The sequence below is a fragment of the Nostoc sp. JL31 genome (assembly GCF_017114965.1).
GTDB classification, from domain to species: Bacteria; Cyanobacteriota; Cyanobacteriia; order Cyanobacteriales; family Nostocaceae; genus Nostoc; species Nostoc punctiforme_A.
Window position 1 is genome coordinate 106,343 of sequence record NZ_JABXKO010000040.1, and the last position, 16,110, is coordinate 122,452.

A 16,110-nucleotide genomic window follows, 5' to 3' on the forward strand; every position below is an offset into this window, starting at 1 on the left:
TCACCTATAAATTTTCCAGCTATCAAATGTAACCTCTGAAAAGGTACATAAAAAATTAAAAATTAAAAAATTATCGCCGCGATCGTTTTTTTATTATTGAATATATGCTTTTTGGAGCAAAAACAGTTTATGAATCTCACCCAAAAGGTATATATGAGTTTCGATAATTGTAGGGTAAGCACCGCCTGCCAAAAATATCAAAATCGAGCTTTGTGACATCAGTCACTTAATAGTACCGACCCTACAAAAATAGCTAGATAGCTAAATAAATTTTATTTCTTCAATCGGATGATAGCTGCACTAATTAATAGTGCCACAACCTGCCCTAAGAAGACAACACCCGATTGATTTACGCCAACAGGAGGAATATTTAAACTTCCGATACCATAAAATAATTGTTGTACAAACCACCAAAATATATAGAAAAAGGCTGGTAGCTGGATAGGGATATACAAGATTATAAGCGGCAAAACAGTGTCAATTTTAGCTTTAGGAAACTTCATAACGTATACTCCTAAAATAGCTGCGATCGCACCATTTGCCCCAATCAATGGAACTGTTAAACTCGGTTCAGCCAAAATTTGTATTACCCCTGTCATCACACCAGCAGCCAGATAAAATCCTAGATAGCGTCCGTGTCCTAGAAGATTTTCTACAGTTTTCCCAAAAACCCACAAAAATAGTAAATTTCCTAATATTTGACTAAAACTGCCGTGTAGAAATATGCCAAAAAATAGGGTAAATACCCGCCAAATAACAACTATCCAAGCCGCAGAGTTGAAAAAGAGAGCATTTGTAACTGCTCCACTAATCTGTGCTGGTATCACACCCCAACTATTGACAAAATAGCCTAATTGACCGCTAAACTCTAGTTTAAGTTCCCATAAAAATACAGCCAGGTTAATGCCAATCAACCAGTAATTAATAATTGGCTTACTTCGACAACGAATATTATCACTAATAGGAATCATATAGATTTGTCATTAGTCATTGGTCATTAGTCATTAGTTATTCTTCCCCTGCCTCCTCTGCCTCCCCTGCCTCCCTCACTCCTTCACTTCCCCTTAACGTGTGGCAAGATTGAAATCAGATCGCATCGCACTTAACTAGGCAAACAAGATGCTAGGAAACACACTTGTAGGAAGATACCAAATTATTAGTAACTTGGGAGGTGGGGGTTTTGGTGAAACTTTTGTGGCTTGTGATACCCAATTACCTGGTTCACCTCTATGTGTTGTTAAGAAACTCAAACCCCAGGCAAGCGATCCAGTAACTTTGGAAACAGCTAGGCGTTTATTTGATACGGAAGCGCAAGTTCTGTATAAATTAGGAACTCACGATCGCATTCCCCAACTTCTAGCTTACTTTGAGGAAAATGCCGAATTCTATCTTGTACAGGAATTGATCGAAGGTCATGACTTGAGTAAAGAATTAACACCAGGTAAAATCCTCAGTCAAGAGGAAGTCATTTCACTTTTACAAGAACTTTTGGCAATCTTAGAATTTGTCCATCAACAAAATGTAATTCATCGTGATGTAAATCCCCACAATATTCTCAGACGCCAACCAGATGGCAAATTAATTTTAATTGATTTTGGTGCAGTGAAACAAATTGCTACTCAAGTTATTACTCCCCAAGGTCAAACTCTAGCAACAGTAGCTATCGGTACACCTGGATATATTCCTGGCGAACAAGCTCATGGTACGCCAAAATTGAGCAGTGATATCTATGCTGCGGGAATAATTGCTATTCAAGCTCTCACTGGATTATCACCAGAGGAAATAGTAAAGGATGCTGATACTAACGAAATTATCTGGCATGACAAAGCCACGGTAACACCAGAATTTGCTCAATTCTTAGATAGAATGGTGTGCTACGACTTTCGGCAACGCTATCCTTCAGCAACAGTGGCATTACAAGCGCTGAAAGAGTTAACACAACCACCCACCCAAACAATAGCGTTAACTCCTCCTTCTCCACCAAAAAATATCAACAAACCTGAACCTAAAAAAGGTATATTAGGTAAAATTTTACTAACAATATTTTTCCTGACTGTTGGCGGAGTAGCATCAATATTTATTTGGAGTTACATTAATTCAAATAATGCCATAGAATTATCTAAACAAGGAAATACGCTTTTTGATTTGCAACGTTATCAAGACGCGCTAGAAGTGTATGAAAAAGCCATTAGTCTTAGACCAGATTATGCTAAAGCTTGGAATGGTCAAGGCAAAACGCTAAATAAATTAAGAAAATATAAAGAAGCATTAGTGGCTTATGATAAAGCAATTCAAATTCAGCCAGATTATTTAGATGCTTGGATTGGACGTGGCACTGTATTGGGAAATTTACAACGATATCAAGAAGCGATCGCCTCTTTTGACAAAGCCTTAGAATTAAAGAATGACAACTCAGAAGTCTGGAATGCTAAAGGTGAAGCTTTCAGTAATTTAAACCAATATGACCAGGCAATTAAATCTTATGAAAAGGCGATTGAACTCAAACCAGATAATTATGAGGCTTGGTATAAAAAAGGATTAGCCTTGCAGAATTCTAGGCAATATGAAGAAGCGATCGCAGCTTATCAAAAAGTCGTTGATTTAAAACCAGACTACGAGCAAGCCTGGTATAATCTAGGGAATGCGCTAGTAAATTTAAAACGCTATCAAGATGCATTTGCAGCTTATGATAAATCGGTGCAATATCAGCCAGATTATTACCAAGCTTGGTTATCTAGAGGTAATATCCTGCTGAATTTGCAGCGTTATCCAGAAGCGATTGAATCTTTTAATCAAGTAATTAAATACAACCCCAGAAGCTATCAAGCATGGTATAATTTGGGATGGTCGCTGCATCAAAACCAACGCTATGAAGAAGCAATAAAAGCTTATAATAAAGCGGCAACGCTTAAGCCAAATAACTATCAACTCTGGTATAATTTAGGGAATTCGCAATACATATTGCAGAAATATGAAGATGCGATCGCGTCTTATAATAAGGCAGTTCGTTATAAACCCGACCATTCCGAAAGCTGGTATAGCAGAGGCAATGCCCTATTAAATTTAAAACGATATCAAGAAGCGATCGCTTCTTACGATCGAGCAATAAAATACAAGCCTAATTACCAACAAGCAATAGACGGCCGCAATCAAGCCCAAATTCAACTGCAAGGCGCAAAACCACAGCCTGTAATCGTACCAATTCTTCCATTTCCTAATTCCACCAATCCACCGCAGACGACACCCTAAAAGGATGTTTTAAAAGTTTTCTTTTCGGTAACAAAACATTCTAGATCCCCCTAAATCCCTCGATAAATTGGGGGACTTTGATTCCGGTTCCCCCCTTTTTAAGGGGGGCTAGGGGGGATCAGCTAGTGCCTAAAATCATAGCCAACCACTTTTCAAACAACCCCTAAGCAACCTATCAAATTCACAGGTTAAGATTGATATCATGTCTGTTAAATTGCCCATAATAAAAGAACCTCAAAGAGCTTATAGCTAAAGCTACAGGTTTCCCTTTCTTAATAGGCTACGGTGTACACACAAATAATTCCTAAAAATTAATCCCCTTCCCCAAAGCATCGGGGAGGGGAGGCAAAGCGTACCTTTTGCGGGGTGGGGTGATTCGGGTTTAATAAGTAATCAAGCGGACAAGATATAAAATAGCCCTGCCCATCATTCCCGACTCAATAGGGATTTGAATCAATCCGTCCCCTTTTGACACTCCTGAGATAGTACCCAGAAGTTGGTCTGTTTCTTAAGTTGAAGGTGTCGCCACTGCGAACTTTCCAAATTTTGTAATTGGAAAAGGTCAAAGGCTTTCGGGGTTCGCATACTTCTGGTAGATGATTACCAAGTACAAAGTATGCTGCACCCCTACCCATAACTTTCACCAAACCGTTTTTATCCACAAGAACCGATGTACTTTCACTAACTGCTATACCTAAAACACTGCTAGATACACCATCCTTAATTTGACGGGCAATGAAAGTCATAATTCGCCCCATTCTTTCCCGTCTGTCGAAGTGTGTATCTACAATAGTTCCCTTCAAATTACTCCAATTGAAAAAGTTGTAAGTAAAAGTAATGTCTCGATAGGGATCTTCGAGTGCGTCTCTAGTTTCAATGCCTTTTTCGGAAGAAGCGCAAGCATCATAGACACAATCACTTTGGATCATTGCACCCGCACTAGTGCCACCAATACCACCTCCCTTAAGGTAAACTGACTTAACGGCAGCCTCAAGCTTGGTATCTTTCCAGTTGCGGATGTATTGACATTGATCCCCGCCAGCAAAGAAAACTACATCAGCATTTCGGATTTTTTCATAAATCTCAGCTTTGTTTGCCTCTTGTCTATCTCTAACCAGAAGAGTTTCCACAAAATTTACACCCTTCATGGCATAAATTAGCCGATTGTAATCGTGATTACCGTTAGTGCGGAGAACTACAACATTAACTTTAGTGCTGGAGTTACTACCACCCCTAACTTGGTTAATCATCCACTGGATAGCATCATCGACATCGGGGCCTCCCCCACCCAAACTCAGGACTGGGCCCGCTAAGGAGGGACGGACATCAAAGGAAGGAGAGGTGGAGGGGCGAACATCAACAGTGTCACCCAGGAAGAAGCGTTTCCAGCTTGCAATAAAACGGGTTATTAGGAAGGTTCCCATCTTCAACAACTTGATTCCTGTACTTTTCAAGCGCCTTGCTATGCTTGGGAATGCCTTTGTCATACTAAACTTCTAGAGCAAACTGCAATTATTGCTAGGCTGTGACGCATTTTAATTGCTTATTTATTCGTGAAATTTGTCCTTTGTCATTAGTCATTTATCAGTTGTTGTGAATAACCAATTGACTTAGGACAGTCTTAACGAAAAATGTGCAATTTAGACGCGCACTAGCTTAACTGTGGCACTAGATAGGGTAGAATTTCCAGCGTACAGGGCTTGTACTGTTTGTTAACGCAAAATAACGCAGAGCGATCATTAATTGTCTGCGTTACTGTGCAAAAATTCTACATTGCTTGTAGCGTTTAATTCTGGTCAGATGAAACCTAAAATAGATTAGGTATTGGTTGTCACTGTCCAGATCCTTCCGTAGTTACTGGGAATAGTTACCCAATATTCTGAATAACTGGGAACGCCAATTAAATTGTTTTCACCATTTAGTTCTTCCTGATAATTGCCAGCAATTGGGAACCAGAAGGGTACATTTTGATCGCGATCGCTAAAGTTAAGTGCCACTAGGCTAAACTTGTTACCATGTTTGCGCGAAAATAGCAGCACATTTTTGGAATGATAGCGGTCATAATCGTTGTAAAAGAAATGTTCACCTTCCGTAAATTGCGGTTGCTGACGACGCAGTTTAATCAACTTGCGTACTAAGGAAAGCACACTCTTACCAATGGGGTCATAAAAATAATCCCATCGTACAGGTCGAAGCAACATCACTCTACCAAAACCTTGTTCTGGCAGGAAATAGTTTTCGCCAAATTCCTGACCTTGCCACAGTAGCGGAATCCCTTTACCAGTGAAAATCCCAATTAGGTAAGGCTGGACTTTATACCATAAGTCACGATTACCTTCTTTTAATAAATCATTATCGCGGGCGATCGTACCAAAATTACAAACAAAGCGGGAGTGGTCATGATTTTCGATATATTGCAGTGCTGTTTTAGCAATTTTGTCACCATCGTTTGTAATCTCTGAAGGATAGCCATCCAGACCAAGTTTAAAGCCAAGATTAGCTAAATCACCTTTATTTCCATGAGCTACACTTTCAGCTGCACCAAAAGTTTCATTTTGCCAGGTAGAGTTAGTATAACTTTGTTCGAGAATCTCCTTTGGTCCTTCTAATTGTTCAGCACACTGAATCAAATTGATTGTGTCATTGTTAAAGAATCTCTGCCAATCCTCGCCAGCTTGTCTCTTTTCTTTGACTGTTTTGTAAGTGTTAAAAACTAGGTTAGCATAACCAACTCCTGTAGAACCATCCCAGTAATTGGGTACACAGTCATAGCGAAAACCATCAACATGATAAACATCTAGCCAGTGATAGTTGACTGTATAGAAAAAATCTTTGGTAAACTTACGATTATAGCCTGTACTTTCGCCAAAATAATCTTTAGCAAATGTCCCCATAAAAGGATTCTCACGATACCCTAGTTTTCTGTAAACATAAGAGTATGGAAAACTATCACCAGTGTGACCATAAACAGCATCTACAATTACAGCAATGTTGTGTTGATGTGCCGCATCAATTAAACCTTGTAAATCTTTTCTTTTGCCAAATCGCTCATCTACACCAAAATAGCCAATTGGTAAAAAGCCCCAATCTACCGTTAAGGCTACATTGGAAAGTGGCATGATTTCCAGACAATTAACTCCCAAATCTGCTAGATAGACGAGTTTTTCAATTGTTCCATCAATATTGCCGCCGAATTCATCAATCATCAATTCGTAGAGAACAATATCTTTTAAATTTGGAGTTTTCCAAGTTTTTTCCTTCTGGCTCCACTCATATTGTTGATAGCCAAGTGTGAAGGCGGATAATTTACCTACACCAAATTCTCTGGCAAAAGGGTCAAGAATCCAATCTATTTCTCCCTGATTGGGATTTTGTAAGCAATAACGGTAAACATATCTACCTGGTTCTCCCCATGCAGATTTGGCACTAGGTTTTGATTGAGTTTTGATATCTACCTGAGTTGACCAATAATCACCATACTCTGAGTCGATAGAATGCTTTAGTTCAAATTCTAAGGGCTGAATATCTTGGATAAATTGATCTTTTTCGTGGATAATTTTAATTATTAGCCGATTTCCATCCTTTTGAGAAACCCAAGGCAGAAATAGTCCAAAATCAACAATACCGTTGGCTTCTCTAGCTCCTAGTTTATCCAAAGGAAGCAGTTTCATATAGTTATAGTCATCCTTGATGAATTAGCTTTTTCTAGTGTTACTGATTTCGCATTTCCAAAAATGCAGCATAATTCAGGAGTAAAAAACGCTTTATACCTGGGTAACAGATTTAGCTTGTGTACCTTACTAACTTGAAATATGCTGTAATATCTAAAACCAGATTAAATTTGCACTACTCTATAAATTGAAGCAGTGCCAGCTATAAACTTATCAAAGGTTGATTAAGGATTTATGCAGGTTCAAATAAAATTTTATATCCCCGACTTCTTCAAGAAGTCAAGGATTTATCTTACCAAGCAATTTGCGATCGCTCTTGTACAACTTGCTGATATACTTGCTCGGTTTGCTTGGCTAATTTCGGCCAGCTAAATCGTTGTTCTAAATCCTCATAAGCGTTATCCACCAGCCATTGGCAATAACCTGGATTTTTCAAAACCTCCAAAATTCCCCAAGCTAATGAATCGGGATTGTTCACCCAAGTCACAATACCTGTTTTGGTATGTTGCACCACTTCTGGAAAACCACCAGTATCAGAAACGACTACGGGTACACGAGAAGCAAAGCTTTCTAAAGCTACAATTCCAAAGGGTTCGTAAAGGCTCGGAAAAACCGCACAGTCAGCGACAGTTTGAAATTTATCTAAGTATTCATCGGAGAGAAAACCGGTAAAATAACAATGATGCCAAATTCCTAAATCCCAGGCTTGGCGTTTGAGATGGTCAGTATTGCCACCACCTACGATCACAAATTTAACATTACCTCCCATTTCTGAAAGGATTTTGGGTGCGGCATTAAGTAATATAGGTACACCTTTTTCATAGGTCATACGACCGAGGTAGTAAACGATTTTCTCATCGTCTGCGGCAAATTGGCGGCGAAAATCTAGAGCATGAAAATCGATGTGATGCTGTTTCTTTTCGGCTCGGATACCGTTATAAATGACATCTATTTTGTCCCAAGGACTGTAGAGCGCTCGTTCTACTTCTTGGCGCATATAGTCGCTACAAACAATAATCCGCCAAGCATTGTAAGCTAGCAAGGTTTCTTTGCCATTGATATAGCCTTGGATATCTGTGTGAATACCGTTATAGCGTCCGTATTCTGTAGCGTGAATTGTAGCAATTAGCGGTATTTTAAAATTATGCTTGAGAGCGATCGCAGCATCTCCGACTAACCAATCATGGGCATGAATTAAATCAAAGGGCCCTTCTTCTAAAATCAACTTACCACCGTGATCTCCCATACTCAAGTTGAGATTCACTACCCAGTGGAAAAAGTCGTTACTATATGCCACTGGTACTCGATGTACTTTCACTCCTTCAACAACCTCATACATCGATGCCTGACCAAACTCTGCTGTAATCAGGTGGATTTCATGTCCTAGCTTTACCAGCTCCGGGTACAACTCCGCTACATGCCGCGCAATTCCCCCAATAATCCTTGGTGGAAACTCCCAACTCAGTACCAATATCTTCATCTACTAGACTCCCCAACACTTTATAAATATCTAAGAAACCACATTTACCTAAAAATACAAGTCTGGCCAACCCAGTGAGTACTTTTACTAAAATGTTTAGATTTTTTAACAGTGATTTTCTTAAAGGTTATCAACTGTAGGCTAAGGATAGAAAGCAAGGTATAGTAATAATTCGTAATTGAGCCTCCCCTTCGCAACTAGGTGTCAAGAAGGGATAACGACGGAAACAGCATGAACTTGATCGCGTCCTTGCTGTTTGGCTACATAAAGTGCTTTGTCTGCTGCATTAATCAAGTCTGGCGGCGAAATTTCGGAATTTGGCACAATGCTAACAACGCCTAGACTAACGGTAACATGATCGCACACGCGAGACTGAGCATGGGGAATGGCTAAGTCGCGGACTGCTTGTCGGATAGTTTGAGCTACATAGATTGCTCCTTGAATCTCTGTATTAGGCAGAATGATAGTAAACTCTTCCCCACCGTAACGAGCGACTAAATCGGCTGGACGCTTAACAATATTTTTGAGGGCACTTGCTAATTGCCGCAAACAATCATCCCCTCCTAAATGACCATAAGTATCATTGTAGAGTTTAAAAAAATCGACATCTAACAAAATTAAAGACAGTGACAGTTGCTCGCGTTTGAGTCGCTGCCACTCAGATTCCAGATACTCATCAAATCGACGGCGATTGGCTATTTGAGTCAAGCCATCTAGGGTAGCTAATCTTTGTAATTCTTCATTAATTAGCCGTTCTCCCTCGGCCTGTTGTCGCAACATCACTTCAGCTTCTTTACGAGTACTAATGTCTTCTACCGAACCAAGAATCTGCGTTGGACTGCCGTTAGCATCTCTGGCAAATACGACTTCTCGTGTATTTAGCCAACGCCATTCTCCATTTTTGTGTCGGAATCGGTATTCAGTGGAAAGTACTTCATTGTCGTTCAGGTTGACGAAGCGATTCGCTATGTCATAGCAGAGGTGTCGGTCGTCTGGATGAAAGCAATTTATGAACCAGTGTGGATCTGCGTTACAAAATTCCTCTGGAGAGTAGCCTAAAACTGTCGCACTTTTCTCATTAAGATAAACACTTGTTCCTTTTAAAAGGTCAAATAGATATAAAATATGCGGTACGGTATTAGCAACCTTTTGTAGAAAGTCTTGACTGGAGCGCAATGCCTCTTCAGCTTTGCGGCGTTCCTGAAGCGCGGCTTGATATTCAGTAATATCTCGTCCTTCTGAGATGAGTAGGGTAATACGCCCGCTTTCATCAAGTATAGGACGCAGTGAGAAATCAATCGCGATCGCTTGAGCATCTCGACCTAAAATCTCAACTTCATAGCGAATAGATTCACCATTAGCAGCAGCTATGATCGCAGTTTTTAATTGCTCTTGAGTATTTAGAGAAATTGTCCACCACTTTGCTTCCCAAAAAGGCTTGCCAACTACTTCTTCGCGATTAATCCCAGCAAAGTCCAGTGCTGTTTGGTTGATTTCTAATACAATTCCATTCGGCTGAAGCAATCCCATAAACTGAATGGTTTGATTGAAAATCGCCCGGAATTTTTGCTCATTTTCACTTAAAGCTTGTTCTACCAGTTTGCGTTCAGTTATATCTCGTCCAACAGATTGAAGTTCTACAAGCATCCCCTGCTCATCAAATATCCCTTGAACAATCCACTGCGTCCACCGCACCCCTTCGCAAGCTATGGCTCGATTTTCAATGGTAATAACGGGATTTTCTAAGCTGATAGAATTTACCAGACTAAACACACGTTCCCGATCTTCTTCAAACACAACAGGTTGGTAGTGCTGGGCGATAATTTCTTCTCGCTTCAGTCCAAAAAATCGGCAGAAAGCTTCATTAACAAAGGTAACAGTACCATCGGGTAAGCCTCTAGCAATCAATTCTGTTTGGTCTTCGAGGATTGTACGATAACGTGCTTCGCTCTCTTGCACCTGTTTTCGTAAGCAAAGCTCGTCATAGACATCGCTAATATCAAATACTAAACCCTGAAGTAACTGAGTTTGTCCATCGGCACAGAAAACGAGGTTGGCTTGGTTTCGTACCCAAATTATTCTGCCATCGCGCCTAATCATCCGATACTCAATTCTCAAAGGCTCTCCGGTAGCAATTGTAGTGTTTACAGCTTGCCAAAGGCGATCGCGATCGTTTGGATGAGTGTAATCTAACCAACTATTAAAGAAACCAAAGTTCCAATCTTCGGGAGCAATGCCTAATAATTGTTGCAGTTGTGGACTAATATAAGCAACTTTTGTAGTGTTATTAATCGGTGAGACATAAACAACGCCCGGAATTTGTTCTACCAGAGTGCGATACTTTTGCTCTACTTCAGAAAGTTGTTCTTCTGTCTGCTTGCGACTCATGATGTTTTGAATTTCTACAATAAATTATCATTTTTTCTGTTAGAAATCCCGCATTAGAGACACACTTAAGGATGGTTGAGCCAACAGCGAGTCAGTGTGGCTTTTTGAAAGCTAAATCTGCCAGCAGCATACTGAAACTCGTACACTTAAGGCTGCTGTTTCCAGCCTTTGTAATTAAAATTAACGGATATTGAAAAAGAATACAGAATACATAATTCAGAACAAGAAAACTGTGGTGGGGGCCTAAAAGGCAGAGGGGCAGAGGAGAAAGACTTACTGCAAATTCTCCCCTGTTCCCCTGCCCCCTTGCTCCCTTGCCTCTTTCTCAGATGCGGACTTGCTACCGTTGCGCTATCCGCTACTCTGACTCCAATTCTTCTGACTTCTGACTTCTGACTCCTGAATTCTATTAGTTTTGATCCAAGCGCAGCACTGCCATAAAGGCTTCCTGGGGTACATCTACAGTACCTACAGATTTCATCCGCTTTTTACCTTTTGCTTGCTTCTGCAAAAGTTTTTTCTTCCGACTGATGTCACCACCGTAGCATTTGGCTAGCACATCTTTCCGCAAAGCGGGGATATGTTCGCTGGCAATAACTTTACTGCCAATAGATGCCTGAATTGGCACTTTGAATTGATGGCGGGGAATTAGTTCCTTGAGTTTTTCTGCCATTGCCCGCCCGACGTTGTAAGCTTTATCTCGATGCACAATCATCGCCAAGGAATCAACGGGATCGCCGTTAATCATGATATCCAGCTTCACCAGAGGATTTTCACGGTAGCCGATGATGTGATATTCCATACTAGCGTAACCGCGCGATCGCGACTTCATTTGATCGAAAAAGTCAGTCACAACTTCCGCCAAGGGTAGCTCGTAAGTGAGAGTGGTTCGTCCTTGGGCGAGATATTTCATATCCTTGAAGATGCCACGGCGATTTTGTGACAACTCCATCAAGCTGCCAACATAAGTTTCCGGCGTAATCATCTCTACTTGCACGTAGGGTTCTTCAATTCTTTCGCGATCGTTGGGAGAAGGTAAACGGCTAGGATTATCGATGTACAGTTCCTCACCTTTTAAGGTAATCACCTTATAAACCACCGAGGGGGCTGTAATGATTAAATCTAGGTTATACTCTCGCTCTAAACGTTCTTGAACAATTTCCATGTGTAGCAAACCCAAGAAACCGCAACGGAAGCCAAACCCCATTGCGCTCGAAGTTTCGGGTTCATAATGTAGCGCTGCGTCGTTGAGTTCCAGCTTTTCTAAGGCTTCCCGCAAATCTTCAAATTGATCGGCATCAATGGGGAACATCCCACAAAAAACCATTGGGTTTGCTTCTGCGTAACCTGGTAAGGGTGACTCCGCTTTCGCCTTACTGAGGGTAATTGTGTCTCCTACCCGTGCATCAGCTACAGCTTTAATTGCCGCTCCCAAATAGCCTACTTCGCCAGCGTGCAGTTCATCAACTTGCTTTTGAGTTGGAGAAAGGACACCTAACTCATCAATTTCAAATTCTTTACCAGATGCCATTAGATGGATGCGATCGCCTTTTTTCAACGTGCCATCCATCACCCGGAAATACACAATTACTCCCCGGTAACTGTCGTAATAGCTATCAAATATTAACGCTCGTAAGCGTTCATTTATCGTATTCGGCGGTGGCGGTATCCGTTCAACAACTGCTTCTAAAATCTCATGAATCCCAATTCCTTCTTTAGCAGAAGCCAGAATCGCCCCACTACAATCTAGACCGATAATTTCTTCAATTTCGCTAATTACCCGTTCTGGTTCAGCTCCCGGCAAATCGATTTTATTCAAAACCGGAATAATTTCCAGGTTACTCTCTAACGCTAAATATACATTCGCCAAAGTTTGCGCCTCCACACCTTGGGACGCATCTACTACCAATAGCGCTCCTTCGCAAGCAACAAGAGAGCGGGAGACTTCATAAGAGAAATCCACGTGTCCCGGAGTGTCAATCAAGTTCAGCACATACTGCTGACCATCTTTGGCTGTGTAGTTCATCCGGGCAGCTTGCAGCTTAATCGTAATGCCGCGCTCCCGTTCCAAATCCATATTGTCGAGAAACTGTTCCTTCATCTGTCGGTCTTCAACAGTGCCAGTAGCTTGTAGCAAGCGATCGGCGAGGGTTGATTTCCCGTGGTCGATGTGAGCAATAATACAAAAATTGCGAATGCGAACTGCGGGAACGTCAGTCATATACTATCTTTGCCTTAGCAGCAACCAAAGTTAAAAGGGTAATTTACTTAATGTATTTTAATGCTTTCTTAGCCAAGACGCTCCGTTTTTAGTGCTGAGTTACGAGTTAGGAGTTAGGGGTTATTATTCTTCCCCTGCTCCCCTGCTCCCCTGCCCCTCTGCTCCCCGTCCCTCTTCACCCCATCTTTAACTTTCGATCTAAATAGGTGGACATTTAAGAATATTATGAAAGTCTATTTATCGCTGCTAGTATTCAACAGCTAGGAGCGTACAATAAATGTAAATAAGTACATGTAGGGATCGTGGGCAATTGCAACTGGTAATTGCCCACAATCGCTGGTTTATCGGCAAAACTTTTAGAGCCATTGTCTAGTCAGTTATATGAAAAATGCGATTTAAAACTTAAAGCTGTTACTTTGGTGCTATTTCAGGGAAGTATTTAACTGTGCCCTTGAAAATTTTTCAGCGAATTAGCCCAAATAATGAATATAACTACTTTACAAAGCTTTAGACAAAACCAATTCAAAGAATTCAGAGTATATAAACCTATGAATATGAGAGAGAAAACTACCAAAGCGGAAAATACACAAGCCGATAAGGTAGAAATTGCTGTCCGCCTAGACTCCGAGTTACTAGAGCAAATTCAGCATCTCACCAATGACCCAAGTAAAGTAATTGAGGTGGCAATTCGCCAGTGGTTACGGGGTGAAATCCTTAGAGATGACGAACTAACGCGCACGCCTGTGCGTACTCCTGTTCCTCCTCGCGGTGAATGGAACGATTGACGCCATTATTTAACTGTCAATGCAAGTTAAAAAAAGTAAAGTTTGCCGATCTGGTTTTCAGAACACCAAAAAATACCCCATCAAACCCAAAAAAGCTGTAAAAATTTATGTATAAATTTCAGCGGCTTTAGTAAAATTACGGTCGGATACCCTTTGTCTATCCAACTCAATTAATGACTATTACTGCCAATTCCCAATTGTCGAATGTATTTTCCCAAAATCTGGAATCTATTACCAGTAAGACTGATGGCTTATTACCAACTCTAGGAGCCGAGTTGGTTTATACGCAAGATGGGGCAGGGCGCTATCTGACCTTTTGTTGGCAGTACAGCGAACTCCTGGGGTTAAGTACTGAAAAAATAGTTGACGATCTGAACCAGACTCAAACTTTTGTCCCGGTGGATAAGGTTACTTATTTGGAACGATTGCACCGAATTTTGACAAATTTGGTGCCAGAAAGGTTTCAATGTTGGTTTAGCTATCAGAAGGAATTATTTGAGTTGGACTTAGTGATTAGTCCGATTATGCCGAGTTTGGGAACCACTGCTACTACCGTTTTAGTGATGGGACGGTTAGTACAAGCGACACTCAACAAAAAACAAGCGCGTGTGGCATCAAAAACGCCCACACAAATAGAGTTGGCTTTGCGTTCACAGCAACACCAAAAATTGGTAAATCGCATTACCAGAAATATTCGCCGGACATTGGATTTAGATATTATTTGGCAGCAAACAGTTGATAGTTTGGGAAAAGCACTGCGGCTAGAACGCTGCATTATTTGTCCTTATCAGCCCTCAAGTTCAAAAGTACAGGTGAAGGCTGAGTATCGCCAGCCAGAACTCAAATCAATGCTTGGCTCAGACATAGATATAGCTTCTGAGCCTGCCTTTGCTCAAGCCTTGGCAACCCTAGAACCAGTTATGATGGAAGTGGCTGGATACAAAGAGTCTGGGCGGCAGAAAACTTTAGTAGTTGCGACTTGCTATCAAGACCAAGCTAATGGATTGGTTGCCTTGAATTGGCAGGATGAATGCTATACATTAACAGAATCGGAATTAGAACTGGCAAAAGAAGCAGCAGATCAATTGGGAACTGCGATCGCTCATGCTACTTTATATGAAGAATTAGAAATAGCGCGTCAAAAAGCCGAAGAAGCTTCCCGCCTCAAAAGTGAGTTTCTGGCTAATGTATCCCATGAAATTCGTACCCCCCTCAACGGTATGATTGGCTTTTTGAAGCTGATTTTAGAAGGGATGGCTGATGATCCAGAAGAACAAAATCAGTTTTTGACAGAAGCTCACCAATTATCGATACATTTGCTGAATATCATCAACGATATTTTGGACATTGCCAAAATCGAAGCTGGGAAAATGGAGCTAGCTTATGCCCCAGTCAAGCTAGATGAGCTATTCAGTCATGTAGAAGGTTTTATGCGTCCCCAAGCAGAAATGAGAAACCTCAGTTTTCGGATGCAAATGCCTGCTACCTCCGATGAAATCATTGTCCAAAGCAACTACCAACGGTTGCTACAAGTAATGCTCAATTTGGTAGGTAATGCGATCAAATTTACCCATGAGGGTGGCGTTACCGTCAGCGCCGATTTAGTACTCAAAAAGGCGAACTTTCAAGATCAGCAATTTCCTGGCATGGTGAGAGTACGTGTGGCAGACACTGGTATTGGTGTTTCCTTAGACAAACAAGATAAACTGTTTCAATTATTCTCTCAAGTGGATGGCTCCCGCACTCGCCAGTACGGCGGCACAGGTTTGGGACTGGCAATATCCCAAAAGCTAGTGGAGGCAATGGGGGGCGAGGTACATTTTTATAGTTTGGGCGAAGGACTTGGCTCAACAGTCACATTCACCGTGCCACTATATCAACAACCAGTCATGGTTTCGTCTAATGATAGCGATTCAACGAGTAGTGCTGAATGTTGAGTAATGAGTGCTGTTAGCGGTAGCGGGGCGTTTAGCCCGTGCTGAGTGCTGAGTTTGGATACTTAGCAGGGCTGGGTTTTGAGTTTTCAGCTTTAAAGTTTTTTAGCAATTATTTTTAATAAATAACAAAATTGGGGATTGGAGATTGTAAAGAATCCCATCCCTAGCCACTAGAGTTGTATAATGAGAGGTTGGGTTAAAGAAAAAACACAACAAACTTCTAAATATTGGCTTTTGCTCTACCAACCTGTGAAAAATAGATTTTTGACCCCTTTTTACGGCGAGTGTACTTACGAGCATAAAATCCTGCCTTTCATTGAACTGCAAAACAGAACCGAAAGGCTAGAGTAAAGTAGGAGGCTCACAGGAAAACAATGTT

At 41.1% G+C, this 16,110-nt stretch carries 9 protein-coding genes; 3 read left to right on the top strand and 6 right to left on the bottom strand.

The window, feature by feature from the left end; all coding sequences use genetic code 11:
- Positions 1-272: 272 nt before the first annotated feature.
- Positions 273-971, bottom strand: coding sequence for a rhomboid family intramembrane serine protease (locus tag HWQ43_RS09040; RefSeq protein ID WP_292732211.1), 699 nt, complete (start codon positions 969-971; stop codon positions 273-275).
- Positions 972-1,119: 148 nt separating this feature from the next.
- Between HWQ43_RS09040 and HWQ43_RS09045 the strand changes: the two genes are divergently transcribed.
- A complete protein-coding gene (locus HWQ43_RS09045; RefSeq protein ID WP_292732213.1) occupies positions 1,120-3,249 on the top strand; it encodes a serine/threonine-protein kinase in 2,130 nt (709 codons plus the stop codon).
- Positions 3,250-3,686: 437 nt separating this feature from the next.
- Here HWQ43_RS09045 and HWQ43_RS09050 read toward each other — a convergent pair whose 3' ends face one another.
- The 5 genes from HWQ43_RS09050 to lepA all read right to left on the bottom strand — a co-directional run bounded on the left by HWQ43_RS09050 (position 3,687) and on the right by lepA (position 13,009).
- Positions 3,687-4,736 (bottom strand): Type 1 glutamine amidotransferase-like domain-containing protein, encoded by a 1,050-nt coding sequence (locus tag HWQ43_RS09050; RefSeq protein WP_292732215.1) that lies wholly within the window; start codon positions 4,734-4,736, stop codon positions 3,687-3,689.
- A gap of 330 nt (positions 4,737-5,066) precedes the next feature.
- Positions 5,067-6,920, bottom strand: coding sequence for an alpha-amylase family glycosyl hydrolase (locus tag HWQ43_RS09055; protein WP_292732218.1), 1,854 nt, complete (start codon positions 6,918-6,920; stop codon positions 5,067-5,069).
- A gap of 292 nt (positions 6,921-7,212) precedes the next feature.
- Complete coding sequence (locus tag HWQ43_RS09060) at positions 7,213-8,400, bottom strand: glycosyltransferase family 4 protein (RefSeq protein WP_292732220.1); 1,188 nt, start codon at positions 8,398-8,400, stop codon at positions 7,213-7,215.
- Positions 8,401-8,604: 204 nt separating this feature from the next.
- Positions 8,605-10,788: a PAS domain S-box protein gene (locus tag HWQ43_RS09065; protein WP_292732223.1), complete on the bottom strand. Its 2,184-nt coding sequence runs from the start codon at positions 10,786-10,788 to the stop codon at positions 8,605-8,607.
- 409 nt (positions 10,789-11,197) lie between these two features.
- On the bottom strand, positions 11,198-13,009 hold the full coding sequence (gene lepA, locus HWQ43_RS09070) for a translation elongation factor 4 (RefSeq protein WP_292732225.1): 1,812 nt from the start codon (positions 13,007-13,009) through the stop codon (positions 11,198-11,200).
- Positions 13,010-13,557: 548 nt separating this feature from the next.
- On the opposite strand from lepA, the gene HWQ43_RS09075 reads away from it, so the two are divergent.
- Together HWQ43_RS09075 and HWQ43_RS09080 are read left to right on the top strand one after the other, a co-directional pair.
- On the top strand, positions 13,558-13,794 hold the full coding sequence (locus HWQ43_RS09075; RefSeq protein WP_289796361.1) for a hypothetical protein: 237 nt from the start codon (positions 13,558-13,560) through the stop codon (positions 13,792-13,794).
- A gap of 173 nt (positions 13,795-13,967) precedes the next feature.
- A complete protein-coding gene (locus HWQ43_RS09080) occupies positions 13,968-15,731 on the top strand; it encodes an ATP-binding protein (RefSeq protein WP_292732227.1) in 1,764 nt (587 codons plus the stop codon).
- Positions 15,732-16,110 lie beyond the last annotated feature (379 nt).